Below are 24112 nucleotides of genomic sequence, written 5' to 3'. Positions count from 1 at the left end.
TCGCGCAGTTCCCCGCGCCCCTAAAAGCAAAAAGCACTAGTCACCCGGAGCCGGTCAGTCACCCGGATGGGTCAGTAACGGCCGCCTCCCCCGTCCCATCCACGCCATGGTCGTAGGAGAAGAACCACGCGCTCTTACTCGGCCATGAGGGGTGGAACCGCACGTGTTCGACGACACCGTAGGAGGCGTTCTCGGGCCGGGTGCGGGGGCTTCCGCGTCCGGGGCGGGGCTCATACGTCGGCGGCGTCGGCGGTGGGTGCGGGGGGTCTCGGCCGGGGTGGGTGTGGTCGTCGTAGCGGCCGCCGGGGTGGGGTGGGGGGTCTACGCGAAGCTTGACGCCAACATCACGCCTGACAACGCCGCCGCCGCCGAGCTCGCCCGGTATGAGAAGGAGCGGCCGACCGCGCTCGTGAAGGGGGCGCAGAACATTCTGCTGATCGGGTCCGACTCGCGGTCGGGGGACGGGAACGCGGAGTACGGGCGGGACTCGGGGACCGAGCGGTCGGACACGACGATCCTGTTGCATCTGGCGGCGGACCGGCGCAGCGCGACCGCCGTGTCGTTGCCGCGGGACCTGATGGTGGATGTGCCGGGGTGTCTGCGGCCGGACGGGACGCGGACCGAGCCGATGTTCGCGATGTTCAACTACGCGTTCCAGGTGGGGGGTTCGGGGTGCACGATCCGGACCGTGGAGAAGCTGACCAACGTGCGGATCGACCACCACATGGTCGTCGACTTCCATGGGTTCAAGGACATGGTCGACGCCGTGGACGGGGTGGAGGTCTGTCTGAAGAGGCCCATTCGTGACAAGGCGGCCAAGCTGAGGCTGCCTGCGGGCAAGGTCACCCTCGACGGGGAGCAGGCGCTCGGATACGTGCGGGCTCGGAAGTCGCTCGGGAACGGTAGCGACACCGACCGGATGGACCGTCAGCAGGGGTTTCTGGGGGCGCTCGTCAACAAGGTGCAGAGCGATGACGTGCTGTTCAATCCCGTGAAGCTGTATCCGGTACTGGATGCGGCCACCTCTTCGCTCACCACCGATCCGGAATTGGCGAATCTGCGCGGTTTGTACGAACTGGTGCGCGGGTTGCGGAACATCCCCACCGAACATGTGCAATTCCTCACCGTTCCGCGGGAGTCGTACATTTACAACGCGAATCGCGACCAGCTCGTGGAGCCCGAGGCCGAAAAGCTGTTCGCCCGGCTGCGGGCGGACGCGACCGTCGCGGTACGGAAGCAGGTTCCAGAGGATTCCGCCGCAAACGCCCTTAATACGGCGCCCGGTTCAGAGGTCTCGCCCGCGCCCACGTTTCGTGGGAACACCGCCGCCGAGGACACCTGCGGGTAAAGCGATCGCCAAGTCGACGAACTTTTGTTCCGAAAAATAGGACGGATTGACCGGTTGTAGGGACGTGGAATTTGTCACCGCAGTCACTTGCCGCTCAACTGGACGGATAGTGTGAGCGATCCGGTGGGCTGTGTGCTTGCGCACCGGATGTACGAGACCCGAGCGCCTGGAGGGGGAAGGCGCCGCGTGGCCCCGACGGAGGATTCGGTAAACCGTGGACGCGCAAGGCCGTGGGCGGGCGGACAACATCGACCCCGCAGACCAGTGGGTACTCAATCCGAACACTGGTGAATACGAACTGCGACTGACTCCTTCCACACCGCAGTCAGCGGTGCCGGGGCCCCGTAGAGCCACTGCGCAGAACCGCAGTGTCGCGGCGCCGGAGCGGGAGACGGTCCCGAGGAGTCCGGGGCGTGAGGTGCCGCCGCCGCGCAGACGGCGGGGCGCGCCCGAGGAGCCACCGGCCCGGCGCGGTCGCCGGCCGGTGAAGAAGAAGGCCAAGGGCAAGAAGATCCTGATGTGGACCGGCGGCGGGCTGGCCTTCGTGCTGGTCGCCGTCTCCGCGGCCGCGTACCTCTACATCCAGCACCTCAACGACAACATCACGACCGCCTCCGACGACGGCGCGAGCACCGGTGGCTTCAGCAAGGGCAAGGCCATCAACCTGCTGGTGATCGGCACCGACAAGCGCACCGGCGCGGGCAACGAGGGCTACGGCGACGCCGGCAGCGTCGGCCACGCGGACACCACGATCCTGCTGCACGTGTCCAAGGACCGCTCGAACGCGACCGCGCTCAGCATCCCCCGCGACCTGATCACCGACGTCCCGGACTGCCAGACGACCCAGTCGGACGGCACGACCAAGGTCATCCCGGGCACGACGAGCGTCCGCTTCAACACCAGCCTCGGCCAGGACGGCCGTACGGCGAGCTGCACCGTGCGGACGGTCACCGAGCTGACCGGGATCCAGGCCGACGACTTCATGGTGGCCGACTTCAACGCCGTGAAGACGCTGACGGACGCGGTCGGCGGGGTCGAGGTCTGCCTGGCCAAGAACATCGACGACTCCGACTCGCACCTGAAGCTGTCCAAGGGCACGCACAACCTCTCGGGCGAGCAGGCGCTGGCCTTCGTGCGGACCCGGCACTCGGTCGGCTTCGGCGGTGACCTGAGCCGGATCACGCTGCAGCAGCAGTTCCTCAGCGCGCTGATGCGGAAGCTGAAGTCCAACTCCACGCTCACCAGCCCCTCGAAGATGGTGAAGCTGGCGGAGGCCGGCACCAAGGCGCTGACCGTCGACGAGAACCTCAACACCATCGGCAAGCTGAAGGACCTCGGTCTCGAGCTGGGCAAGCTCAACCCGAAGAACCTGACCTTCACCACCGTGCCGGTCGTCGACAACCCGGCGGAGAAGACCCCGGTGACGGTCGTCCTCAACAACACGACCGCCCCGCAGGTCTTCTCGCTGATCAAGAGCGACACCTCCTTCACCGCGGTCAAGCAGCAGGCCGCGAAGGAGAAGGCCGCCGTGGCCGCCCGGCTCAAGGGCACCAAGTCCGCCGCCTCCGCGGTGCGGGTGCGGATCCTCAACGGAGGGGCCGTCGCCGGCAGCGCACAGGAAACTCTTACGTGGCTGCAGAATGATGAGGGCGTACTCAAGTCCGAGAACGCGGGCAACGCTCCGGCGGCGCTCGCGAAGACGACGCTCGAGTACGCGCCCGACCAGGCGGACCAGGCTCGACGGCTCGCCGACATCATGGGTCTCTCGGGGTCCGCGATGAAGCCGGGCAAGAGTGTGCAGAACTCCCAGGGGCTGCCGGCGATGACGCTGACCCTGGGCAAGGACTTCAAGGGAGCCGGCGTCCCGCTCACCTCGACCGCGGGGTCGACGCCGGAGGGGGTCCAGAAGTCCACGGCGGACAAGGTTGAGTGCGCCAAGTAAGTGACCACACGGGTCCGTTCCGCGTCTAACGGGGCGCGGGGCGGACCCGTGCGTCAGGGCGCGTCGTGGAGGGGTGGGGACTTGACTCGCAGCAGCGTGCGTGGGGAGGTGCCGGCGGTTGAGGACACGATGTCGCTCACGCCGGCGGACGGGAAGAGACCGGCGGACGGTGCCGGAGGAAGACGCAAGGGCGGTCGGCGGCGGGCGTTGCGCTGGTCGGCGATCGTCCTCGCGGTGGTCATAACCGGGACGGCCGGCGCCGGATACCTGTACTACCAGCACCTCAACCACAACATAAAGAAAGACCCCCTGAACATCGGGGACGAGAAGGACCGGGCGGCCGAGTCCAAGGCCAACGCGGCCGGGCAGAAGCCGTTGAACATCCTGCTGATCGGCTCGGACGCGCGGGACTCCGCGGAGAACCAGAAGCTCGGCGGCGCGAAGGACACCTTCGACACCCCGGCCCGCGCGGACGTCCAGATGCTGCTGCACGTCTCGGCGGACCGCAGCAACATGTCGGTCGTGAGCATGCCGCGCGACACCTTGACGGACATCCCCAAGTGCACGGACCCGGACACGGGCAAGACGTACGCGGCCGAGACGGACGTCATCACGAACGACTCGCTGGGCCGCGGCGGCCCCGGCTGCACGGTGGCGACCTGGGAGAAGCTGACCGACATCCACATCGACCACTTCATGATGGTCGACTTCGCGGGTGTGGTGTCGATGGCGGACGCGATCGGCGGGGTGCCGGTCTGCGTGGACGCCAACGTCTACTCGCACACCTCCTCCGGCAAGGGCTCGGGCCTGAAGCTGAAGAAGGGCACCACGTCCGTGAAGGGCGAGCAGGCCCTGCAGTGGCTGCGCACGCGCTACGGCTTCGAGGACGACACCGACATCGCCCGGACCAAGGCGCAGCACCAGTACATGAACTCGATGGTCCGGCAGCTGCGCGAGAACGCCACGCTGAGCAATCCGACGAAGCTGCGCAGCCTCGCCGAGACGGCCACGAAGGCGCTCACGGTCGACAACGGCCTCGGGACCGTCGCCAAGCTGTACGACCTGAGCAAGGAACTGAGGAAGGTACCGACCGCCCGGATCACCATGACGACGATGCCGTGGGAGTACTCGGGCAGCAGCGGCCGGGTGGTCCCCAAGACGACCGACGCCGACCAGCTGTTCCGGCTGGTCCGCGAGGACATCGCGCTGGACGGCAAGGACAAGAAGAAGTCGGCTACGGCGGCGAAGGCGTCCACCGATCCGGCCGCCGCCGACGACAAGATCGCCGTACAGGTGGAGAACGGCACCCGCACCGACACGACCGGCGCGGTCCGCGGCCGGGCCACCTCGATCGCCCAACTCCTCGTCGGCAAGGGCTTCAAGGAGGCGGTCGCCGACTCCTCGACGACGCCCAGCGCGGCCACGACGCTGGTCCGCTACCCGAGCGCCGACCTGGAGGGCGACGCCCAACGGGTCGCCAAGGCCCTCGGCATCCCGACGAGCGCGGTGAAGAAGTCCACGAGCGTCTCCGGCGTCACCCTGGTCGTCGGCGCGGACTGGACGACCGGCACGAAGTACAAGGCCCCGACGGAGGACGACAAGACCCCGACCTCGGCGGACGCCCTCAACGGTTCGGACACCACGGCGTGCATGCACGTCGACCCGAACTACGTCTGGTAGCAGTCCGGGTCGTCGGTGCGGCGGTGCTCGGCTCAGCTGCTGGACGGGCTGAGCACCGCGGGCCGCCGGGACGCGATCACCCTGCGGGCAAGGGACTTGGGGCTGGTGAGGAAGCCGTAGCCCCAGGACATGTGCATGGTGGCGAGGGCCACCGGGATCTGAAGGCGGGCCTTCAGGGAGAGGCCCTTGCCCGCGGGGAGGGAGCCGAGGGTGATCGCCGCGAGGTAGCCGGCGGGGATCAGGAAGGCCCAGGGGGTGAGGACCGCGCCGACGACGATGCCCGCCGCGATCGCGCAGACCGCCGTCGGCGGGGCGAGGTAGCGGAGGTTGATGGAGCCCTCGTGGTAGCGGGCCACGACGTGGCGCCAGCGGCCGTAGTCCTTGTACTGCTTGGCCAGGGCCTTCACCGACGGGCGGGGGCGGTACGACACCCGCAGTTCGGGCGAGAACCAGATGAGGCCGCCCGCTTCCCTGATCCGGAAGTTCAGCTCCCAGTCCTGGGCGCGGATGAACTCCTCGTTGTAGCCGCCCTGTTGCTCCAGGGCCTCGCGGCGGAACACCCCGAGGTAGACCGTCTCGGCGGAGCCCGCTTCCCCTCCCGTGTGGAAGGCCGCGTTGCCCACGCCGATCTTCGAGGTCATCGCGGCGGCGACCGCGTCCTCCCAGGCGTTCTCGCCCTCGGCGTGCATGATGCCGCCGACGTTCTGCGCGCCGGTCTCCTCCAGGAGGCGTACGGCGGTGGCGATGTAGTTCGGCGAGAGGATGCCGTGGCCGTCGACGCGGACGACGATCGGGTGGCGGGAGGCCTTGATCGCGGCGTTGAGGGCGGCGGGCGTGCGGCCGGTCGGGTTCGGGACGGTGTGCACACGCGGGTCTTCGCGTACGAGCTCGGCCGCGATCTCGTCCGTACGGTCCTTCGAGGGACCGATGGCGATCACGACCTCCATCTCGCCGTCGTACTCCTGCGCGAGGATCGCTTGGACGGCTCCGCGCAGATGCCGCTCCTCGTCGAGGACGGGCATGATCACAGAAACGGCGGGGAGTCGCACGTCGGGAATGGCGTTCATAGGGCGCTCACGTTACCGCGAACGGGGGACACGGACGCGCCCCGCCCGGGCGGCTGCGGTGGTATCAGATCGTATCGGCCTACGGTGCTCAAGATCCCACGTACGGCCCTCGCGGAGGTGTCCCCCATGCCCACGCCGCCCCGCCGCTCCCCCGCCGCCCGTCCACCGCAGCGGCGCCCACGGCCACCCGTACGACCGAAGAAGAAGCCGCGCTGGGCCATGCGGGCGGCGACCACGCTGTCCGTGGTGGTGCTCGCGTCCGCCGGGATCGGGCACGCGGTGGTCACCAGCCTCGACGCCGACATCGCCCGCGTCGACCCCTTCAAGGACATGAAGAACCGCCCGCGCGCGGGCCACGGCATGAACGTCCTGCTCGTCGGCACCGACGGCCGCGACAAGATCACCGAGCAGGAGCGGCGCCAGTACCACCTCGGTGGCGCGCCCTGCCACTGCACCGACACCATCATGATCGTGCACATCTCGGAGGACCGGGAGCGCGCCAGCGTCGTCAGCCTCCCCCGCGACTCCTACGCCATGACGCCCCCGCACACCGACCAGACCACCGGTGAGCACCACGGTCCGCACCCCATCAAGATCAACGCGGCGTACGCGGAGGGCGGCCCCAACCTCACCGTGCAGACCGTCGAGTCCATGACCCACGTGAAGATCGACCACTACCTGGAGGTCGATTTCACCAGCTTCATGAAGACGGTCGACGTCCTGGGCGGGGTCAAGATCTGCACCGCCGAGCCGCTCAAGGACTCGTACACGGGTCTCGATCTCCCCGCCGGCACCCACACGTTGATGGGCGGGCAGGCCCTCCAGTACGTCCGCTCGCGGCACGTCGACGGCGCCTCCGACCTCGGCCGGATGAAGCGCCAGCAGCGTTTCCTGGCCGCGCTGATCGACCAGGCCACCTCGTCCGGGGTGCTGCTGAACCCGCTGAAGTTCCGTGACGTGACCCGCGCGGTGCTCGGCTCGGTCCGCGCGGACAAGGGCTTCGGTACGGATGAACTGCTCGATCTCGGCCGGGCGATGCGCACCTTCTCCCCGTCGTCCTCCGAGTTCACCACGGTCCCGATCGGGCAGATGGGCTTCGTCGTGAAGGGCATCGGCTCCACCCTGAAATGGGACGAGCCGAAGGCGGCCAAGCTCTTCCAGGCCCTGCGCGACGACAAACCCCTGACCGTGCACAAGGCGGCGCGCGCCAACGCGGTGAAGGTGGACGTGGCCCCGCAGCAGATCCAGGTCCAGGTCGAGAACGGCACGGCGACCGGCGGTCTCGGCAAGCGCGTGGACGCGGCGCTGGCGGCGACCGGCTTCCGTACGACGCACCAGCCGACGAGCGCGGCCGATCACGCCGTACGACGGACGGTCGTGGTCTACGACCCCCGCTGGGACCGTTCCGCGAAGTCGCTGGCGGCGGCGCTGCCCGGGAGCGAGCTGCGCGCGGTGAAGGGGCAGGGGCCGGTGCTGAAGGTGATCGCCGGGAGTGACTTCAAGCAGGTCACGCGGGTGCGGGCGACGGATGTGCAGCAGGGCGAGTTCGGGGTGGTGACGGGGGACGAGGTGGGGTGTTCCTGAAAAGTGTGACACTTCGGCGGATTCTGTAACACTTTTTCCAGGAGGGTAGGTACCCCCCTCGTCAGTCGTCGAGACCCTCCGCGGCCCGCTTCTCGCGCAGGTCCATGATGGCGCGGCGGCGGGCCAGGCGGTGGGTGCGGCGGATCTGGGCCTCCTGGTAGCGGCGCTCGTCGCGCTCCGTCTCCGGGATCACCGGCGGCACCGCGCGGGGCTTGCCGTCGGCGTCGACGGCGGCGAAGACGAGGTACGCGGAGCCGACCTGGGTGGCCGGGGTCGACTCGTTCCACCGCTCGGCCAGGACTCGCACGCCGACCTCCATGGAGCTCCGGCCGGTCCAGTTGACCTGTGCCTTCACATGGACGAGGTCGCCGACGCGGACCGGCTCCAGGAACGCCATCTCGTCCATCGACGCGGTCACGGCCGGACCGCCGCTGTGCCGCCCGGCGACGGCGCCCGCCGCGTCGTCGACCAGCTTCATGATGACCCCGCCGTGCACGGTCCCCAGCAGGTTCGTGTCGGCGTTGGTCATGATGTGGCTGAGGGTGGTCCGGGAGGCGGACGTCGGCTTGCCCGGCAGTTCTGTCATGGACGCCACCCTATGCGGAGCGGACATCTGCGGACTTTGTGTTGGCTTCGCAACAGCAGTGCCCTGATTTTCCTACGACCCTTGTAAAGGACATGGTCGCAACCTGCACACTGGGCCCCATGAACGATTGGCCCGAGGGATGGTCCGGCGGCAACCGCGGCAACGAGTACGGACGCGGTAGCGCGAACGCACAGCCGGAGAGCGCACGTGTGATGCGCCAGGTACGACGCGGCCCGCAGGCCCCGCCGTACGGCGCCGGAGTCCCGCCGCAGCCGTCGTACACGGGCGGCCAGGGCTATGACGAGGGCCAGGGCGGCTACGACAACAACGGGTACGACGGCTACAACACCGGCCAGGTCTACGGCGGTGGCGGCCCGGGGGGACCGCAGGGGCCGGACGGCGGGCGGGGTCCACGCCGCGCGCCGAACTGGCGCCGTCGTATCAAGTGGACCGCGATCACCGTGGTCACCGTGCTGGTCGTGACCACCGTGGGGACCTACTTCTGGGCCGACTCCAAGCTGAACCGCGACGTCGACCTGTCGAAGGTGATCGACCGGCCGGAGGCGGGCGACGGCACGAACTACCTGATCGTCGGCTCCGACAGCCGCGAGGGGCTGACCGCGGCCGAGAAGAAGAAGCTGCACACCGGCTCCGCCGAGGGCAAGCGCACGGACTCGATGATGATCCTGCACGTGGGCGACAGCGGCGACACTCTGATCTCGCTGCCGCGCGACTCGAACGTGACGATCCCGACGTTCGTGGGGTCCACCTCCGGCAAGACGTACCCGGGCACGGGCAAGCAGGAAAAGCTCAACGCGACGTACGCGACGGACGGGCCGACGCTCCTCGTCCGCACCATCGAATACAACATGGGCCTGCACATCGACCACTACGTCGAGATCGGCTTCAACGGCTTCGCGGACATCGTGGACGCGGTCGGCGGGGTCACCATCGACATCGACAAGGGCTTCAAGGACTCGTACTCGGGCGCCGACTTCAAGGCGGGCAAGCAGACGCTGAACGGCGAGGAGGCGCTGGCCTTCGTCCGCACCAGGCACGCGTTCGCCGCGTCGGACCTGCAGCGCACGAAGAACCAGCAGAAGTTCCTGTCGGCCCTGGCCCACCAGGTGGCGACCCCGGGCACGCTGCTGAACCCGTTCAAGCTCTACCCGACGCTGGGCGCGGGCCTGGACTCGCTGAGCGTCGACAAGGACATGTCGCTCTGGGACCTGGCGTCCATGTTCTGGGCGATGAAGGGCGTCAGCGGCGGCGACGGCACCTCGATGAACATGCCGATCTCCGGCTCCACCGGCGGCAACCTCATCTGGGACAAGGCCAAGGTGAAGACGCTGGTGAACGAGCTGAACAACGACCAGAAGGTCACGGTCTCCGGCAACTGAGCAAGCTACTGGGCCCTGCCGCACGCCAGCACGGCGATGTGCGGCAGGGCCAACTCATGTCCCCCTGCGGCGAATTCACCGGCCAGCCGCACGTACTCCCGCCTGATCCGTACGACCGTCCCCGCGTCCTGCGAGGTGACGACGAGCCCGGCGGTGGCGACACCGGCGGCGGGTCCGCCCCACCACTCGTCGAGGGTGGCGCGGTGGTCCCACTCCAGCTCGCGGGCTCCGGCGTCCGTGAAGCCCGCCTCGCGGAGCAACTCCGCGAAACCGTCCGCCGTACGCGCGAAGTCCTCGGCGGGGTCGAGGCGCGGCAGATCCGCCGGGATGACGGCCTCCGCCGCCGCGAACGCCCGCCCGAACAGTTCCTGCCCGGCACCGCGCCGCGCGCCCCAGAGGGTCAGCGCGATCCGGCCGCCGGGCTTCAGTACGCGGCGCAGTTCGGTGAGGGCGGCGCGGGGGCGGCCTACGTGGTTGATGACGAAGTTGCCTATGACCGCCTCGAACTCGCCGTCGGGGAAGGGTAGTTGGGGAAGCGCGGCGACCCGAGCCTCCACGCCCGCCGTACCGGTTCCGGTGCCGACGTCGAGGACGTGCGTCCCCGTCCCGATCCCGGCGGCGTCCAGGAGGTGCTCCACGGGGTGTGCGCAGAGGCGGGCGAAGCTCGCCGCGTAGGCGTGGGCGCGGCCGGACCACATGGTGCGTTCGGCGGTGTCGAAGGCGGTCTGCGGCTGGGTCTGTGTCGGGTCGGTCATGGGTCGCAGCATGCCCGACGGAACGGCGAGGGCACCCGCCGGGAGACCGGGGGTGCCCTCGGTGCTGCTCGTAACTGCCCGTCGGCTACGGCAGGTTGCGCGCCATCACGATGCGCTGGACCTGGTTCGTGCCCTCGTAGATCTGCGTGATCTTGGCGTCGCGCATCATGCGCTCGACCGGGTAGTCGCGGGTGTAGCCGTAGCCGCCGAGGAGCTGGACGGCGTCGACCGTGACCTCCATGGCGACGTCCGAGGCGAAGCACTTGGCGGCGGCGCCCTGGAAGGTGAGGTTCTTGTCGCCGCGCTCCGATGCCGCTGCCGCCTGGTAGGTCAGGGCGCGGGCGGCCTCGATCTTCATGGCCATGTCGGCGAGCATGAACTGGATGCCCTGGAAGTCGGCGATCGGCTTGCCGAACTGCTTGCGCTCCTTGACGTAGCCCTTGGCGTAGTCGAGGGCGCCCTGGGCGATGCCGAGGGCCTGGGCCGCGATGGTGATGCGGGTGTGGTCCAGGGTCTTCATCGCGGTGGCGAAGCCGGTGCCCTCGGCGCCGATCAGGCGGTCGGCGGGGATGCGGACGTTGTCGAGGTAGACCTCGCGGGTCGGGGAGCCCTTGATGCCGAGCTTCTTCTCCGGGGCGCCGAAGGAGACGCCCTCGTCGGACTTCTCGACGACGAAGGCGCTGATGCCCTTGGAGCGCTTCTCGGGGTCCGTGACCGCCATCACCGTGTAGTACTCGGAGACGCCCGCGTTCGTGATCCAGCGCTTCACGCCGTTGAGGACGTAGTGGTCGCCGTCGCGGACGGCCTTCGTCTTCATGCCGGCCGCGTCGGAACCGGCGTCCGGCTCGGAGAGGGCGTACGAGAACATCGCGTCGCCCTTGGCGAGCGGGGTCATGTACCGCTTCTTCAGGTCCTCGGAGCCCGAGAGGATCACGGGGAGCGAGCCCAGCTTGTTCACCGCGGGGATGAGGGAGGAGGACGCGCACACGCGGGCCACCTCCTCGATCACGATCACCGTGGCCAGGGCGTCGGCGCCGGTGCCGCCGTACTCCTCGGGTACGTGGACGGCGTGCAGGTCGTTCGCGACGAGGGCGTCCAGGGCCTCCTGCGGGAAGCGTGACTCCTCGTCCACCGCTGCGGCGTACGGCGCGATCTTCGCCTCGGCCAGTGAACGGATCGCGTCGCGGAGCATGTCGTGCTCCTCCGACGGGCGGTACAGGTCGAAGTCAGCCGATCCGGCCAAGATCTCTCACGCTCCAAGGACGCTGTGATCACAGTGCTAATTACCGTTAAGTAACCCAAATTTTAGGGGCCCGCCCACGGGAGGGATACGTGAGCTTGGCGACAGGGGGAAAGGTGCCCGGTGAGAGCGCCGGTTATGCTCGGGCGCGCATCGCCCCCGTACCCCTTCTGGAGCACTCATGGCCCTCAAGATCACCGTGATCGGCACCGGCTATCTCGGCGCCACGCACGCCGCGGCCATGGCCGAGCTGGGCTACGAGGTGCTGGGGCTCGACGTCGTCCCCGAGAAGATCGCGATGCTCCAGCGGGGTGAGGTCCCGATGTACGAGCCGGGACTCGAGGAGCTGTTGCGCAAGCATGTCGCCGGGATCGAGGGTTCCACCGGTCGGCTGCGCTTCACCATGGACTGGGCCGAGGTCGCGGAGTTCGGCGACGTCCACTTCATGTGCACCAACACCCCGCAGAAGCACGGGGAGTATGCCTGCGACATGTCGTACGTCGACCGGGCCTTCGAGCTGCTCGCCCCGCACCTGACGCGGCCCGCGCTGGTCGTCGGCAAGTCCACCGTGCCGGTGGGCTCGGCGGACCGGCTGGCGGCGTATCTGGCCGAGCACGCGCCCGCCGGGGAGGACGCCGAGCTGGCCTGGAACCCGGAGTTCCTGCGGGAGGGCCTCGCCGTACAGGACACGCTGCATCCGGACCGGATCGTGGTCGGCGTACGGAGCGAGCGGGCCGAGAGGCTGCTGCGTGAGGTGTACGCCAAGCCGATCGCGGCCGGGTCGCCGTTCGTCGTGACGGACTTCCCGACCGCCGAGCTGGTGAAGACGGCCGCGAACTCCTTCCTCGCCACGAAGATCTCCTTCATCAACGCGATGGCCGAGGTCTGCGAGGCCGCGGACGGCGATGTCGTGAAGCTGGCGGAGGCGATCGGGCACGACGAGCGGATCGGCAAGAAGTTCCTGCGGGCCGGGATCGGCTTCGGCGGCGGCTGCCTCCCGAAGGACATCCGGGCGTTCATGGCCCGCGCCGGTGAACTGGGTGCCGACCAGGCCCTGACCTTCCTCCGCGAGATCGACTCCATCAACATGCGCCGCCGCGGCCAGATGGTCGAGATGACCCGTGAGGCGCTCGGCGGCGGCTCCTTCCTGGGCAAGCGGGTCGCCGTCCTCGGCGCCACCTTCAAGCCCGACTCCGACGACGTCCGCGACTCCCCCGCCCTGAACGTCGCCGGCCAGATCCACCTCCAGGGCGGCCAGGTCACCGTGTACGACCCGAAGGGCATGCCCAACGCGCTACGGCTGTTCCCGACGCTGGGCTACGCCGACACCGCCGTCGAGGCCGTACGGGGCGCCGATGTCGTCCTGCACCTGACGGAGTGGCGCGAGTTCCGCGAACTGGACCCGGCGGCCCTCGGCGAGGCCGTACGCGCCCGCGTGGTCCTGGACGGGCGCAACGCGCTCGACCCGGTGCTGTGGCGGAAGGCGGGCTGGACGTTCCGCGCGATGGGCCGTCCCACGGCATAGACGCACGGCCGGGCGGACGACGCCGGTCCGGCCGAGGCTCAGTCGGCCGGACCGGCGTCTGGCTGCATTCTGCACCACTGGGCTGTGCTGGGCGTCCGGACCGCTCAAGTCGCCTTCCGTGAGGGCTACTTGGCGCGGTAGCGGCGCATCTTCGCGCGGGCACCGCAGACCGCCATCGAGCACCAGCGGCCCCGGCCCGCCGGGCTGCGGTCGTAGTACGCCCAGTGGCAGGTCGGCGCCTCGCAGGCCTTGAGGCGGGGCCAGGTGCCCTCGACCAGTGCCCCGGCGATCGCCGCCGCCACGCGGGAGAGCAGGGGTTCCGCGTCGGCCGGGGTGAGGCGGGCGGAGCCGTCGTGGGCGTCGAGTTCGACCAACAGCGGGGCCCGGGCGAGGAGTTCACCGAGCGGGGTCACGTCCTGGTGCGCGGGGTGGCCCGCGTGGGCCAGCAGCGTGGCGCGCAGGGACTCGCGGAGTTCGCGGGCGTGCGGGACCTGGTGCGCGGTGAGTCCGAAGGGGGTCCGGCCGTCCTCCGTGTCGAGCGCGTCGGCTCCCGCCTCGATGTCCAGCGTGTTCACCAGGGCCTCGATCAGGGCCAGGCCGCCGGGCGCGGGAACTCTCTCACTCATGGTTGCGACCACTTCATGCTTGCGACGTTACCTCCAATGCGGGAGCATGCAGTAACCGTTACTGCATGACGCCATCTATGGGTAACTAGGAGGAGTCAGTCATGGCCATCGCCGAACTGGGTGCCGTCGTCCTGGACTGTCCCGATCCGCGCGCGCTCGCCGCCTTCTACGCCGGGATCCTGGGCGGCGCCGTCGAGGACGAGGACGGCGGCGACTGGGTGGACCTGAAGCTGCCCGGCGGCCGGACGCTGGCGTTCCAGGAGGCACCCGGGCATGCACCGCCGAAGTGGCCCGCGCCCGGCGACTCCCAGCAGTTCCACCTCGACCTGACCGTCACGGACCTGGACGCGGCCGAGAAGGACGTCCTGGCGCTGGGCGCGACGCCGCTGGACACCGACGATCACTCGCGCACGTGGCGTGTGTACGCCGACCCGGCGGGGCACCCGTTCTGCCTCTGCGCCTGCTGAGACCGCCGACACAGCCGACACCAGGGAGATCACCATGACCGCCGTGGCACGTTTCCGTTCCACCGTGCTGGACTGCCCCGATCCGCTCGCGCTCGCCGAGTTCTACGCCGGGATTCTCGGCGGCACACCCCACGTCGCCCACGACGAGTGGGTCGTACTCGACATTCCGGACGGGCCGCGGCTCGCCTTCCAGCGGGTGACGGACTACACGCCGCCCGAGTGGCCGCGCGCGGACCGGCCGCAGCAGCTCCATCTCGACTTCGACTCCGGGCCGACCTGGGCGGAACTGGAGGTCGCGGAGGCGAAGGCGCTGGCGCTCGGCGCGCGGCCGTTGCACCAGGAGGACAAGGAGGACTTCCGGGTGTACGCCGATCCGGCAGGGCATCCCTTCTGCCTCTGCCGGATCGACCAGCCGTAAGCACACCCGCGTTGTTATCCGTCCAGTTCGGCGATCTTCGCCGTGGACGGCTCGCGGCGCTGCTGGGCGGCGCGGGCCGTGAAGTCGGCGCTGCGCAGGGCGCGTTGGACGTTCCCCCAGCTGAGCAGGGCGAGGTCGGGCTCGGACCAGCCGCGGTGCAGGAGCTCGGCGATGAGGTTCGGGTAGCAGGAGGCGTCGGCGAGGTCCTGCGGGTGGGCCGTACCGGCGTCGTACGTGCCGGACAGGGCGACGCACTCGCGGCCCGCGACCTCGTGGACGTGGTCGAGGTGGTCGGCGACGTCCCGGACCGACGGCCCGGTCTGCTCGGCGGTGAGCGGCACCATGCACAGGCCCTTGGCGGCGCCGACCGCGGCGAGGAGTTCGTCGGAGAGGTTGGCCGGGTGCGGGCGCAGCGTGCGGGCGGCGGAGCGGGTGAACAGCACCGGTGCCTTCGAGACCGCCAGCGTGCGGCGGATAGTGCCGTCCGAGGCGCCGGAGAGGTCGGCGAGCACGCCGAGCCGGTTCATCTCGCGCACGACCTCCTCCCCGAACCGGGTCAGCCCGGCCTCGCTCGCCCAGGACACCCCGGACAGCGTGAGGACCCGCAGCCCCAGCGCGTGCAGGGAGCGCAGGATGCCCAGGGAGTCGCCGAGCGCGGCGGCTCCGGCGGGGCCGAGCAGCACGGCGATACGGCCGCAGTGGCGCACGTCGGTGGTCTCGCCTGCGGTGTACGCAAGGCGCAGCCCCTCGGGGTGGGCGCGGACCACCGTGTTGACCAGGTCCAGCTGCTCCAGGGTGGCGCCGACCGCCCGGTCCCCGGCCAGCCCCTCGGGCAGGTGCAGCGACCAGAACAGCGCGCCGACATGCCCCTCGCGCAGCCGCGGCACATCGGTGTCCACGGAACTCTCGCCCAGCTCCAGGTCGAACCACGGCAGATGCCGCAGCGCCCACGGCAGCCCGCTGTAGCCGTCCGCGACCGGATGCGCGGCGAGGATGGCGTGCGCGCGCTCCAGCGGGGCGGCGGCCGGGTCGGAGACGGGGTCGTACGGTTCCTCGGTGTCCGGCGGGAAGACCCCGCCGGGAAAGGGCTCGTGGACCAAGTCGTCGAGCTCGCCGACCTCGGTGGTCGCGTGCAGTTGGTCCTGGAGGTCGGCCATGGCGGGCTCCGTACGTCGTTACGGCAGTACGGTCACCGTCGCACGCCCGCAAGGGGGCTACCTGGTGGGCGGGGCGTTCGGGGTACGGCGCGGGAGTGGGCGCTCCCGCGCCGCGCCGGTCAGCCGCGCGGGAGTGGGCGCTCCCGCGCCGCGCCGGTCAGCCGTCCAGCGACGCGATCGTCGCGTTCGACGGCCCCCGCGTCGCCCGGGTCTCCCGCGCCACGTCCTCCGCCGCGCCCAGCACCCGTACCGCGTTCTGCCAGGTGAGTTTCGCGAGGTCGGTCTTGGACCAGCCGCGGTCCAGCAGCTCGGCGATGAGGTTCGGGTAGCCGGAGACGTCGTTCAGGCCGTCCGGGGTGAAGGCCGTGCCGTCGTAGTCGCCGCCGATGCCGAGGTGGTCGACACCGGCGACCTCGCGCATGTGGTCGAGGTGGTCGGCGACGGTGGAGACCGTGGCGACGGGCCGCGGGTGGAGCTCCTCGAAGGCGCGGTGCACCTTCATCGCCTCTTCGGTGGTCTCCAGGTGGTGCAGACCGTGCGCGCGCATGTTGTCGTCGGCCGCGGCGGTCCAGTCGACGGCGGCCTGGAGCACGAACTTCGGTACGAACGTCACCATCGCCATGCCGCCGTTGCCCGGCAGCCGCTCCAGCACGTCGTCGGGGATGTTGCGCGGGTGATCACAGACCGCCCGCGACGACGAGTGGGAGAAGATCACCGGCGCCGTCGACGTGTCCAGCGCGTCGCGCATCGTCGTCGCCGCCACGTGCGAGAGGTCGACGAGCATGCCCTCGCGGTTCATCTCCCGCACGACCTCACGGCCGAACGCCGACAGCCCGCCGACCCCCGGTTCGTCCGTCGCCGAGTCCGCCCACGCCACGTTGTCGTTGTGGGTGAGCGTCATGTAGCGGACGCCGAGGGCGTACAACCCCCTTAGCGTGCCGAGGGAGTTGGCGATCGAGTGCCCGCCCTCCGCTCCCATGAGGGAGGCGATACGGCCTTCCGCGCGCGCCGACTCCATGTCCGCGGCGGTCAGCGCGGGCGCCAGGTCCTGCGGGTAGCGGGCGAGCAACTGCCGTACGCAGTCGATCTGTTCGAGCGTCATCGGCACCGGGTCGGGCAGGTCCGAGCGGACGTACACCGACCAGTACTGCGCTCCGACGCCGCCCTCGCGCAGGCGCGGGATGTCGGTGTGCAGATGGGCGTTCTGGTGGACGGCGATGTCGCGGGCGTCGAGGTCGTAATTGACCTGCTTGCGCAGCGCCCAGGGCAGGTCGTTGTGCCCGTCGACGACCGGGAACTCGCGGAGCAGCTCCCGGGCTTGGTCCAGTGACGTCATCGCCGTGTTCCCCGTCATCCCTGTCACTTCCCGAAGCCGAAGCCGCTGGCGCCGCCGCCCTCGACCTTGGCGCGCAGCCGCTTGCCCTTCTCGGTGGCCTGGTCGTTCAGCTCCTGCTGGAACTCCCGCATACGGACGAGGAGTTCGTCGTCGTGCGTGGCCAGGATGCGGGCGGCGAGCAGGCCCGCGTTGCGCGCGCCGGCGACCGAGACGGTGGCGACGGGGACACCGGCCGGCATCTGCACGATGGACAGCAGCGAGTCCATGCCGTCCAGGTACTTCAGCGGCACGGGGACGCCGATCACCGGCAGCGGCGTCACCGAGGCGAGCATGCCGGGGAGGTGGGCGGCGCCGCCCGCGCCCGCGATGATCACCTTGAGGCCGCGGCCGTCGGCGCGCTCCCCGTACGTGATCATCTCGCGGGGCATGCGGTGCGCGGAGAGGACGTCGACCTCGTACGCGATCTCGAACTCGTCGAGGGCCTTCGCGGCGGCCTCCATGACGGGCCAGTCGGAGTCCGACCCCATGACGATTCCTACGACGGGTCCTGCGACGGGGCTCATTCGGTGATCGTGCCTCTCAGATAGCCGGCTGCGTGACGGGCGCGGTCCAGGACGTCGTCCAGGTCGTCGCCGTAGGTGTTGACGTGTCCCACCTTGCGGCCGGGCTTCACGTCCTTGCCGTACATGTGGATCTTCAGCTGGGGGTCCCGGGCCATGCAGTGCAGGTACGCGGAGTACATGTCCGGGTAGTCGCCGCCGAGAACGTTACACATCACGGTCCAGGGGGCCCGGGTGCGCGGATCGCCCAGCGGGAGGTCGAGGACCGCGCGGACGTGGTTCGCGAACTGGCTGGTGATCGCGCCGTCCTGGGTCCAGTGACCGGAGTTGTGCGGGCGCATGGCGAGTTCGTTGACGAGGATGCGGCCGTCGCGGGTCTGGAACAGCTCGACGGCGAGGTGGCCGACGACCCCGAGTTCCTTGGCGATGCGCAGCGCCATCTCCTCGGCGTGCAGCGCGAGGGCCTCGTCCAGGTCGGGGGCGGGCGCGATGACCGTGTCGCAGACGCCGTTGACCTGCTGGGACTCTACGACCGGGTAGGCGACCGCCTGGCCGTGCGGGGAGCGGACGACGTTCGCCGCCAGCTCGCGCACGAAGTCGACCTTCTCCTCGGCGAGGACGGGGACGCCGGCGCGGAACGGGTCGGCGGCCTCCTCCGGGGAGTCGACGACCCACACGCCCTTGCCGTCGTAGCCGCCGCGGACGGTCTTGAGGACGACGGGGAAGCCGTCCCCTTCCCCGGCGAACGCGACGACGTCCGCGGGGTCGCTCACGAGCCGGTGCCGTGGGCACGGCACGCCGATCTCGACGAGCTTCGCGCGCATCACGCCCTTGTCCTGGGCGTGCACGAGCGCGTCCGGGCCGGGGCGCACGGGGATGCCGTCCGCCTCCAGGGCCCGTAGATGCTCGGTGGGTACGTGTTCGTGATCGAAGGTGATCACGTCGCAGCCCCGCGCGAAGTCACGCAGCGTGTCGAGGTCGCGGTAGTCGCCGATGACGACATCGCCGACGACCTGCGCCGCGGAATCCTGAGGGGTGTCACTGAGGAGCTTGAACCTGATGCCGAGCGGGATGCCCGCCTCGTGTGTCATACGAGCGAGCTGCCCCCCGCCGACCATGCCGACTACCGGGAACGTCACTCCCCCAGGGTATCGGTCACGCCAGGGCGGCCTGATTTCCGTACCTCTTACCGTTCTTTTCCGGGTCTCTTCCCGACCTGTGAGCGGCTTCACGGGCGCCGGGGGAAAGCGGTGGTTAGCATGGCTGGGTCGAGAATCCGAGAAGACGGGGGCCTGCACAACCATGGAGCCTGGTTCCGAAGGGCCTTTCAAACGGCTCGCCCGCGAGGTCGCCAAGTTCGGCGCGGTGGGCGTGGTGGGCACCGTGGTGAACTTCGCGGTCTCGAACCTGCTGTGGCATCTGACCAGCCTGCAGGCCGTACGCGCCAACGTGATCGCGACGATCGTCGCCATCGGGTGCAACTACGTCGGCTTCCGGTACTTCACCTACCGTGACCGCGACAAGAGCGCCCGCACCAAGGAACTCAGCCTGTTCCTGGCGTTCAGCCTGGTCGGCCTGGTGATCGAGAACGGCATCCTGTTCGCCGCGATCTACGGCTTCGGCTGGGACAGCTCGCTGCAGCGCAACGTCTTCAAGGTGCTCGGCATCGGCATCGCGACGCTGTTCCGCTTCTGGTCGTACCGCAGCTGGGTGTTCAAGGCGCTGCCGGTGGAGGACGAGCCGGAGGAGGAACCGGCCGCGAAGGCGAAGCCCTTCCTCGGCCCCCAGCCCGAGCCGCTGCCCCGCCCCAAGCAGCACGTGAGCTGAACCAGCCCACTCCCTCTGGTCCCTAGCGGACCGTGGGCTCGTCGTCGTCCACCGGCAGCCGCTTGGTCGGCGGCGTACGCGACAGGAACAGCCCGAACACCGGCGGCTGCGCCTGCAGCATCTCCAGCCGCCCGCCGTCCGCCTCGGCAAGGTCCCGGGCGACGGCCAACCCGATTCCCGTGGAGTTACGACCGCTGATCGTCCGCTCGAAGATACGGGCGCCGAGGTCGGTCGGGACCCCGGGCCCCTCGTCCGTGACCTCTACGACGGCCTGGTTGCCGGTGACACGGGTGCGCAGGGCGACCGTGCCTCCGCCGTGCATCAGGGAGTTCTCGATCAGCGCGGCCAGCACCTGCGCGACGGCGCCCGGGGTGCCGACGGCCTGGAGATGCCGCTTGCCGGAACTGACGATCGCGCGGCCCTCGCTGCGGTAGGCGGGGCGCCACTCGGCGAGCTGCTGCTGGATGACCTCGTCGAGGTCGAAGGAGACGGCGGATCCGGTACGGGGGTCACGCGCGTTGGTCAGCAGCCGCTCCACGACATCCGTGAGCCGCTCGACCTGCGTCAGCGCGATCGTCGCCTCCTCCTTCACCGTGTCCGGGTCATCCGTGAGGGTGATCTCCTCCAGCCGCATGGACAGCGCGGTCAGCGGCGTACGCAGCTGGTGTGAGGCATCGGCGGCAAGCCGTCGCTCGGCGGTGAGCATGCGGGCGATGCGCTCGGCGGAGGAGTCGAGGACATCGGCGACCCGATCCAGCTCCGGGACGCTGTACCGCTTGTGCCGGGGCCGCGGGTCACCGGAACCGAGCCGCTCCGCGGTCTCCGCGAGGTCGGTGAGCGGGGAGGCGAGCCGGTTGGCCTGCCGCACGGCGAGCAGTACGGCGGCGACTACGGCGAGCAGGGCGACGGCGCCGATGATCAGCAGCGTCCGCCCGACCTCCCGGGTGACGGTCGACCGCGGCTCCTCCACGGTGACCGTCTCGCCCTCCTCGCCCTTGGCGGTGGAGCGGATGACGTCACCGGCCGGCTTGGTACCCACCTCGATCACCGGATCGCCCGGGATCCGGATCACGGCGTACCGGTCCTCCGTGACCTGCGTCCGCAACACCTCGGAGTCGACGATCTCCGCCCCGAGAATCCGGCTGTCCACGATGCTGGCCAGCCGCAGCGCCTCGGAATCCACCCGTTCCTGGGCGCTGTTGCTGATGGTCCGCGTCTCCACGATGACCAGAGACACACCAAAAACAGCGATCACGACAAGCACCACAGCGAGGGTGGACTGAATAAGACGACGACGCACGGGCCCCTCCGGGCGGTGACTTTGTGAGAACCGGTGACGTCAGCGCCCCTTTAGGGGCGCGGGGAACTGCGCGACCAGCCACACGCAGCCAGCACCCGCGCACCCACCTGAACCACCATGGCGATGACGCGCGTAAACCCGGCTAGCTCTTCTCGAACCGGAAGCCGACACCCCGCACCGTCGCGATGTACCGAGGGTTGGCCGCATCGTCACCGAGCTTCTTCCGCAGCCAGGAGATATGCATGTCGAGGGTCTTGGTAGACGACCACCACGTCGTGTCCCACACCTCGCGCATCAACTGGTCACGAGTCACCACCCGCCCGGCATCCCGCACAAGCACCCGCAGCAGGTCGAACTCCTTGGCGGTGAGCTGGAGTTCCTCGTCGCCCATCCACGCACGGTGGGACTCGACGTCGATACGGACGCCGTGCGTGGCGGGCGGCTGCGCGGGCTCGGCCGCGCCGCGCCGGAGCAGGGCCCGGACGCGGGCGAGCAGTTCGGCGAGCCGGAAGGGTTTGGTGACGTAGTCGTCGGCGCCCGCGTCGAGGCCGACGACGGTGTCCACCTCGTCGGCGCGCGCGGTCAGGATGAGGATGGGGACGGTGTGGCCCTCGGCGCGCAGTCGGCGGGCCACTTCCAGGCCGTCCATGCCGGGCAGGCCCAGGTCCAGGACACACAGGTCGATGCCGCCCTGGATGCCGGCGTCGAGCGCTGTCGGTCCGTCCTCGCGCACCTCGACCTCGTAACCTTCCCGTCGCAAAGCGCGGGCCAGCGGCTCCGAGATGGACGCGTCGTCCTCGGCGAGCAGTACACGGGTCATGAGGTGATGGTAGTCCGCCTCGGACAGCGGTCGGGGTGTGATCGCCACGAGTGATTCTTACCTTGGGGCAAGTCGGATTCGCAGCGGTGAAGAATCTGGTCCGAACCTGTGCCTGTGGGATGACATCCTTGTATTCACCTTCAAAAGATCGACCACGGTTCCACTTTTCCCTGTGATCGATCTCTCAAGTCCTTCCATTTCAGGCGGTGTCCTGCCGTATGGTGACCTGAACGCCTGTAGCAACACCGGGGACCTTTGGCGAGCATTTACAGCTGAAGGTCTCTTTTGTGTGCGGGCTGGCTGTCGCCAGCCTTGAAAGGAATGACCTGTGGCCGGGCCCGAGCGCAGTACGCGCAGGGCGTGGATCCCGGTGGTCGCCGTCCACCGTCCCGTGACCCGGGGCGGACTCCCCGAGGGCGTGGGGACGGACGTGCCGATCCCGCCGGTGCCGGCCGCCCCCCACCGGGCGCGCGACCGCTCCTGCACGCGCGTCCCGAACCAGCAAGGATCGACCATGGCGTCCAGCCTGACGAAGGACTCGGTGACTCCGGGCACCCCCGGTTCCGAGACGACCTTCTTCGGCCACCCCCGCGGACTGGCCACTCTCTTCATGACCGAGATGTGGGAGCGATTCTCCTACTACGGCATGAAGGCTCTGCTCCCGCTGTACCTGGTGGCACCGGGCGGCCTGCACATGAGCGCGGCCACCGCGACCGCGATCTACTCGGTGTACCTGTCGCTCGTGTACCTGCTCGCCCTCCCCGGCGGCTGGTTCGCGGACCGTGTCCTCGGCCCCCGCAAGACGGTCGCCGTGGCCGGCGTGATCATCATGCTCGGCCACCTCACCCTGGCCCTGCCGTCCTCGGGCACGTTCTTCGCGGGCCTCGGCCTGGTGGCGATCGGCTCGGGTCTGTTGAAGGCCAACATCTCGACGATGGTCGGCCACCTCTACGAGGGCCCGGACGACCCGCGCCGCGACGGCGGCTTCACGCTCTTCTACATCGGCATCAACATCGGCGCGTTCGCCGCGCCGCTGGCCATCGGTACCGTCGGCGAGAACGTCAACTGGCACCTCGGCTTCGCGCTCGCCGCGGTCGGCATGGCCCTCGGTCTCGCCCAGTACCTGCTCGGCACGCGCCACCTCAGCTCCCGCTCGGACATCGTCCCCACGCCGCTGTCCGCGGAGGAGAAGTCGGCCACGCTGCGCAAGTCGGCGTTCTGGGCGGCCGTCGCGGTCGTCTTCTACGCGATCGTCGGCTTCTCCGGCCACTACACGCTGAACTGGCTCCTGGTCCCGATCACCGTCGCCGGCCTGCTGATCCCCGTCCTGGTCATCGCCCGCATCAAGCGCGACAAGGACCTCGACCGCGCCGACCAGTCGAAGATGTCCGCGTACATCTGGTTCTTCGTCGCCGCGGCCGTGTTCTGGATGATCTACGACCAGGGCGGCTCGACGGTGTCCCTGTTCGCCGACTCCTCCGCGAAGAACACCGTCTTCGGCTGGAACTTCCCGATCTCCTGGTACCAGTCCGTCAACCCGGTCCTCATCATGGCCCTCGCCCCGGTCTTCGCCTGGGCCTGGCTGGCCCTGGCCCGCCGCGGCAAGGAGCCCAGCACGGCGACCAAGTTCGCGATGGGCCTCATCCTCATCGGCGCGTCCTTCTTCCTCTTCCTCGCCCCGCTCGCGATCGCCGACGGCGGTCACAAGGCGGCGGCGATGTGGCTCGTGGCGATCTACTTCGTCCAGACGGTCGGCGAGTTGACCCTCTCCCCCGTCGGCCTCTCCGTCACCACGAAGATGGCCCCCGCGAAGTACGCCTCCCAGATGATGGGCGTCTGGTTCCTGGCGGTGACTGCAGGCGACGCCACAACAGGCCTCCTCTCCATCGCCGGCGTCGACCTCAACAAGACAGGCATCGTCACCCTCGAAGCCGCCCTCGCGGTCCTCGCAGGCGTGGCGGTCTGGATGTACCGCAAGAAGGTCAGGGAGCTCATGGGCGACGTGCACTGACGCTCGTCTACTGCGAGGCAGGAAAGGGCCGTTGGATCCTTCGGGTACGGCGGCTCTTTCGCGTTCCCGGCGCTTCCCAGTGAACGTTGGGCCACTCGCTTCTCAGCCAGTGTCGGGCTTCCGCGGCCCGAGTAAAGGGCGCTCCCTGCGGTCGCGTCGCCTGCGGCGATTCCGCTCCGCTCCACCCTTGACACGGTCCGCTCCAGCCCGTTTCAGAAGCGAGCGAGCGGCCCGGAGGAACGGGTGGCCAGGCAGACATCCCCCTGTCTGAACTGAGTTGCCGGCCGGTGTGAAGGGACGCGCTGCCGTCTCGCCTGCACGCCGGGTGGGCTTAGCGGCTATCTGCCGGTGGGATGCGGGGGTACGAGCGTGCGCGCTGCCGTCTCGCCAGCACGCCACCCCGGCTCAGCGGCCAACCCCCGGTGGGTGGTTGCTGGAAGCCGGGGGCAAACCTAACCACCCT

At 69.5% G+C, this 24112-nt stretch carries 21 protein-coding genes; 10 read left to right on the top strand and 11 right to left on the bottom strand.

Annotated elements, in window-relative coordinates; translation table 11 throughout:
* Window positions 1–163 precede the first annotated feature (163 nt).
* The 3 genes from OO69_RS44130 (at window position 164) to OO69_RS44120 (ending at window position 4970) form a co-directional block, all read left to right on the top strand.
* Window positions 164–1348: an LCP family protein gene (locus OO69_RS44130; RefSeq protein ID WP_033286643.1), complete on the top strand. Its 1185-nt coding sequence runs from the start codon at window positions 164–166 to the stop codon at window positions 1346–1348.
* Between the two features lie 214 nt (window positions 1349–1562).
* Window positions 1563–3290, top strand: a complete 1728-nt coding sequence (locus OO69_RS44125) for an LCP family protein (protein ID WP_199811146.1) — start codon at window positions 1563–1565, stop codon at window positions 3288–3290.
* A 129-nt stretch (window positions 3291–3419) separates the two neighbouring features.
* Window positions 3420–4970, top strand: a complete 1551-nt coding sequence (locus OO69_RS44120; protein ID WP_051801701.1) for an LCP family protein — start codon at window positions 3420–3422, stop codon at window positions 4968–4970.
* A 32-nt stretch (window positions 4971–5002) separates the two neighbouring features.
* Here OO69_RS44120 and OO69_RS44115 read toward each other — a convergent pair whose 3' ends face one another.
* Complete coding sequence (locus OO69_RS44115) at window positions 5003–6037, bottom strand: glycosyltransferase family 2 protein (RefSeq protein ID WP_033286641.1); 1035 nt, start codon at window positions 6035–6037, stop codon at window positions 5003–5005.
* Window positions 6038–6163: 126 nt separating this feature from the next.
* On the opposite strand from OO69_RS44115, the gene OO69_RS44110 reads away from it, so the two are divergent.
* Window positions 6164–7621, top strand: coding sequence for an LCP family protein (locus tag OO69_RS44110; RefSeq protein ID WP_234444687.1), 1458 nt, complete (start codon window positions 6164–6166; stop codon window positions 7619–7621).
* Between the two features lie 61 nt (window positions 7622–7682).
* Here OO69_RS44110 and OO69_RS44105 read toward each other — a convergent pair whose 3' ends face one another.
* A complete protein-coding gene (locus OO69_RS44105) occupies window positions 7683–8207 on the bottom strand; it encodes an acyl-CoA thioesterase (RefSeq protein ID WP_234444686.1) in 525 nt (174 codons plus the stop codon).
* Between the two features lie 119 nt (window positions 8208–8326).
* Between OO69_RS44105 and OO69_RS44100 the strand changes: the two genes are divergently transcribed.
* The gene (locus OO69_RS44100) at window positions 8327–9607 is read left to right on the top strand and encodes an LCP family protein (protein WP_033286638.1); all 1281 of its coding nucleotides are present in this window, start codon (window positions 8327–8329) and stop codon (window positions 9605–9607) included.
* 5 nt (window positions 9608–9612) lie between these two features.
* Here OO69_RS44100 and OO69_RS44095 read toward each other — a convergent pair whose 3' ends face one another.
* Both OO69_RS44095 and OO69_RS44090 read right to left on the bottom strand, forming a co-directional pair.
* On the bottom strand, window positions 9613–10362 hold the full coding sequence (locus OO69_RS44095; RefSeq protein ID WP_033286637.1) for a class I SAM-dependent methyltransferase: 750 nt from the start codon (window positions 10360–10362) through the stop codon (window positions 9613–9615).
* An 85-nt stretch (window positions 10363–10447) separates the two neighbouring features.
* Window positions 10448–11605 carry an acyl-CoA dehydrogenase gene (locus OO69_RS44090; RefSeq protein WP_033286636.1) on the bottom strand — a complete coding sequence of 386 codons (1158 nt, stop codon included), beginning with the start codon at window positions 11603–11605 and terminating at the stop codon, window positions 10448–10450.
* Between the two features lie 178 nt (window positions 11606–11783).
* On the opposite strand from OO69_RS44090, the gene OO69_RS44085 reads away from it, so the two are divergent.
* Complete coding sequence (locus OO69_RS44085) at window positions 11784–13127, top strand: UDP-glucose dehydrogenase family protein (RefSeq protein WP_033286635.1); 1344 nt, start codon at window positions 11784–11786, stop codon at window positions 13125–13127.
* A gap of 125 nt (window positions 13128–13252) precedes the next feature.
* Here the strand turns inward: OO69_RS44085 and OO69_RS44080 are convergent, their stop codons facing one another.
* On the bottom strand, window positions 13253–13753 hold the full coding sequence (locus OO69_RS44080; RefSeq protein WP_033286634.1) for a CGNR zinc finger domain-containing protein: 501 nt from the start codon (window positions 13751–13753) through the stop codon (window positions 13253–13255).
* A gap of 101 nt (window positions 13754–13854) precedes the next feature.
* Here OO69_RS44080 and OO69_RS44075 point away from each other — a divergent pair, with 101 nt between their 5' ends.
* A complete protein-coding gene (locus OO69_RS44075; protein ID WP_033286633.1) occupies window positions 13855–14220 on the top strand; it encodes a VOC family protein in 366 nt (121 codons plus the stop codon).
* 34 nt (window positions 14221–14254) lie between these two features.
* A complete protein-coding gene (locus OO69_RS44070; protein ID WP_033286632.1) occupies window positions 14255–14638 on the top strand; it encodes a VOC family protein in 384 nt (127 codons plus the stop codon).
* Window positions 14639–14652: 14 nt separating this feature from the next.
* Here the strand turns inward: OO69_RS44070 and OO69_RS44065 are convergent, their stop codons facing one another.
* The 4 genes from OO69_RS44065 to OO69_RS44050 form a co-directional block, all read right to left on the bottom strand.
* Window positions 14653–15795, bottom strand: a complete 1143-nt coding sequence (locus OO69_RS44065; RefSeq protein ID WP_033286631.1) for a dipeptidase — start codon at window positions 15793–15795, stop codon at window positions 14653–14655.
* 157 nt (window positions 15796–15952) lie between these two features.
* Complete coding sequence (locus tag OO69_RS44060) at window positions 15953–17131, bottom strand: dipeptidase (protein WP_033286665.1); 1179 nt, start codon at window positions 17129–17131, stop codon at window positions 15953–15955.
* A gap of 23 nt (window positions 17132–17154) precedes the next feature.
* Window positions 17155–17694, bottom strand: coding sequence for a 5-(carboxyamino)imidazole ribonucleotide mutase (gene purE / locus OO69_RS44055; RefSeq protein ID WP_078652850.1), 540 nt, complete (start codon window positions 17692–17694; stop codon window positions 17155–17157).
* Window positions 17691–18830 carry a 5-(carboxyamino)imidazole ribonucleotide synthase gene (locus tag OO69_RS44050; protein WP_078652849.1) on the bottom strand — a complete coding sequence of 380 codons (1140 nt, stop codon included), beginning with the start codon at window positions 18828–18830 and terminating at the stop codon, window positions 17691–17693. Before OO69_RS44050 ends, purE begins: the two co-directional genes overlap by 4 nt.
* Before the next feature lie 163 nt (window positions 18831–18993).
* On the opposite strand from OO69_RS44050, the gene OO69_RS44045 reads away from it, so the two are divergent.
* A complete protein-coding gene (locus tag OO69_RS44045; RefSeq protein ID WP_033286628.1) occupies window positions 18994–19518 on the top strand; it encodes a GtrA family protein in 525 nt (174 codons plus the stop codon).
* A gap of 22 nt (window positions 19519–19540) precedes the next feature.
* Here OO69_RS44045 and OO69_RS44040 read toward each other — a convergent pair whose 3' ends face one another.
* Together OO69_RS44040 and OO69_RS44035 are read right to left on the bottom strand one after the other, a co-directional pair.
* Window positions 19541–20818, bottom strand: coding sequence for an ATP-binding protein (locus tag OO69_RS44040; RefSeq protein WP_033286627.1), 1278 nt, complete (start codon window positions 20816–20818; stop codon window positions 19541–19543).
* 142 nt (window positions 20819–20960) lie between these two features.
* A complete protein-coding gene (locus tag OO69_RS44035; RefSeq protein WP_174447603.1) occupies window positions 20961–21638 on the bottom strand; it encodes a response regulator transcription factor in 678 nt (225 codons plus the stop codon).
* 514 nt (window positions 21639–22152) lie between these two features.
* Between OO69_RS44035 and OO69_RS44030 the strand changes: the two genes are divergently transcribed.
* The gene (locus tag OO69_RS44030; protein ID WP_033286664.1) at window positions 22153–23649 is read left to right on the top strand and encodes an oligopeptide:H+ symporter; all 1497 of its coding nucleotides are present in this window, start codon (window positions 22153–22155) and stop codon (window positions 23647–23649) included.
* The last annotated feature ends 463 nt before the right edge of the window (window positions 23650–24112 follow it).

This window comes from Streptomyces sp. NRRL F-525, assembly GCF_000716605.1.
In the GTDB taxonomy this organism is placed as follows: domain Bacteria; phylum Actinomycetota; class Actinomycetes; order Streptomycetales; family Streptomycetaceae; genus Streptomyces.
This window is presented reverse-complemented; position numbering and strand designations above follow the sequence as displayed.

Excerpts from the sequence above, each read along its gene's own strand:
- OO69_RS44030 (WP_033286664.1), top strand. The coding sequence starts at position 22,153 with ATGGCGTCCAGCCTGACGAAGGACTCGGTGACTCCGGGCACCCCCGGT.
- OO69_RS44065 (WP_033286631.1), bottom strand. The coding sequence starts at position 15,795 with ATGGCCGACCTCCAGGACCAACTGCACGCGACCACCGAGGTCGGCGAG.
- OO69_RS44105 (WP_234444686.1), bottom strand. The coding sequence starts at position 8,207 with ATGACAGAACTGCCGGGCAAGCCGACGTCCGCCTCCCGGACCACCCTC.
- OO69_RS44045 (WP_033286628.1), top strand. The coding sequence starts at position 18,994 with ATGGAGCCTGGTTCCGAAGGGCCTTTCAAACGGCTCGCCCGCGAGGTC.
- OO69_RS44095 (WP_033286637.1), bottom strand. The coding sequence starts at position 10,362 with ATGACCGACCCGACACAGACCCAGCCGCAGACCGCCTTCGACACCGCC.
- OO69_RS44070 (WP_033286632.1), top strand. The coding sequence starts at position 14,255 with ATGACCGCCGTGGCACGTTTCCGTTCCACCGTGCTGGACTGCCCCGAT.
- OO69_RS44075 (WP_033286633.1), top strand. The coding sequence starts at position 13,855 with ATGGCCATCGCCGAACTGGGTGCCGTCGTCCTGGACTGTCCCGATCCG.
- OO69_RS44035 (WP_174447603.1), bottom strand. The coding sequence starts at position 21,638 with ATGACCCGTGTACTGCTCGCCGAGGACGACGCGTCCATCTCGGAGCCG.
- OO69_RS44080 (WP_033286634.1), bottom strand. The coding sequence starts at position 13,753 with ATGAGTGAGAGAGTTCCCGCGCCCGGCGGCCTGGCCCTGATCGAGGCC.
- OO69_RS44060 (WP_033286665.1), bottom strand. The coding sequence starts at position 17,131 with ATGACGTCACTGGACCAAGCCCGGGAGCTGCTCCGCGAGTTCCCGGTC.
- OO69_RS44110 (WP_234444687.1), top strand. The coding sequence starts at position 6,164 with ATGCCCACGCCGCCCCGCCGCTCCCCCGCCGCCCGTCCACCGCAGCGG.
- OO69_RS44100 (WP_033286638.1), top strand. The coding sequence starts at position 8,327 with ATGAACGATTGGCCCGAGGGATGGTCCGGCGGCAACCGCGGCAACGAG.
- OO69_RS44085 (WP_033286635.1), top strand. The coding sequence starts at position 11,784 with ATGGCCCTCAAGATCACCGTGATCGGCACCGGCTATCTCGGCGCCACG.
- OO69_RS44120 (WP_051801701.1), top strand. The coding sequence starts at position 3,420 with ATGTCGCTCACGCCGGCGGACGGGAAGAGACCGGCGGACGGTGCCGGA.
- purE (WP_078652850.1), bottom strand. The coding sequence starts at position 17,694 with ATGAGCCCCGTCGCAGGACCCGTCGTAGGAATCGTCATGGGGTCGGAC.
- OO69_RS44115 (WP_033286641.1), bottom strand. The coding sequence starts at position 6,037 with ATGAACGCCATTCCCGACGTGCGACTCCCCGCCGTTTCTGTGATCATG.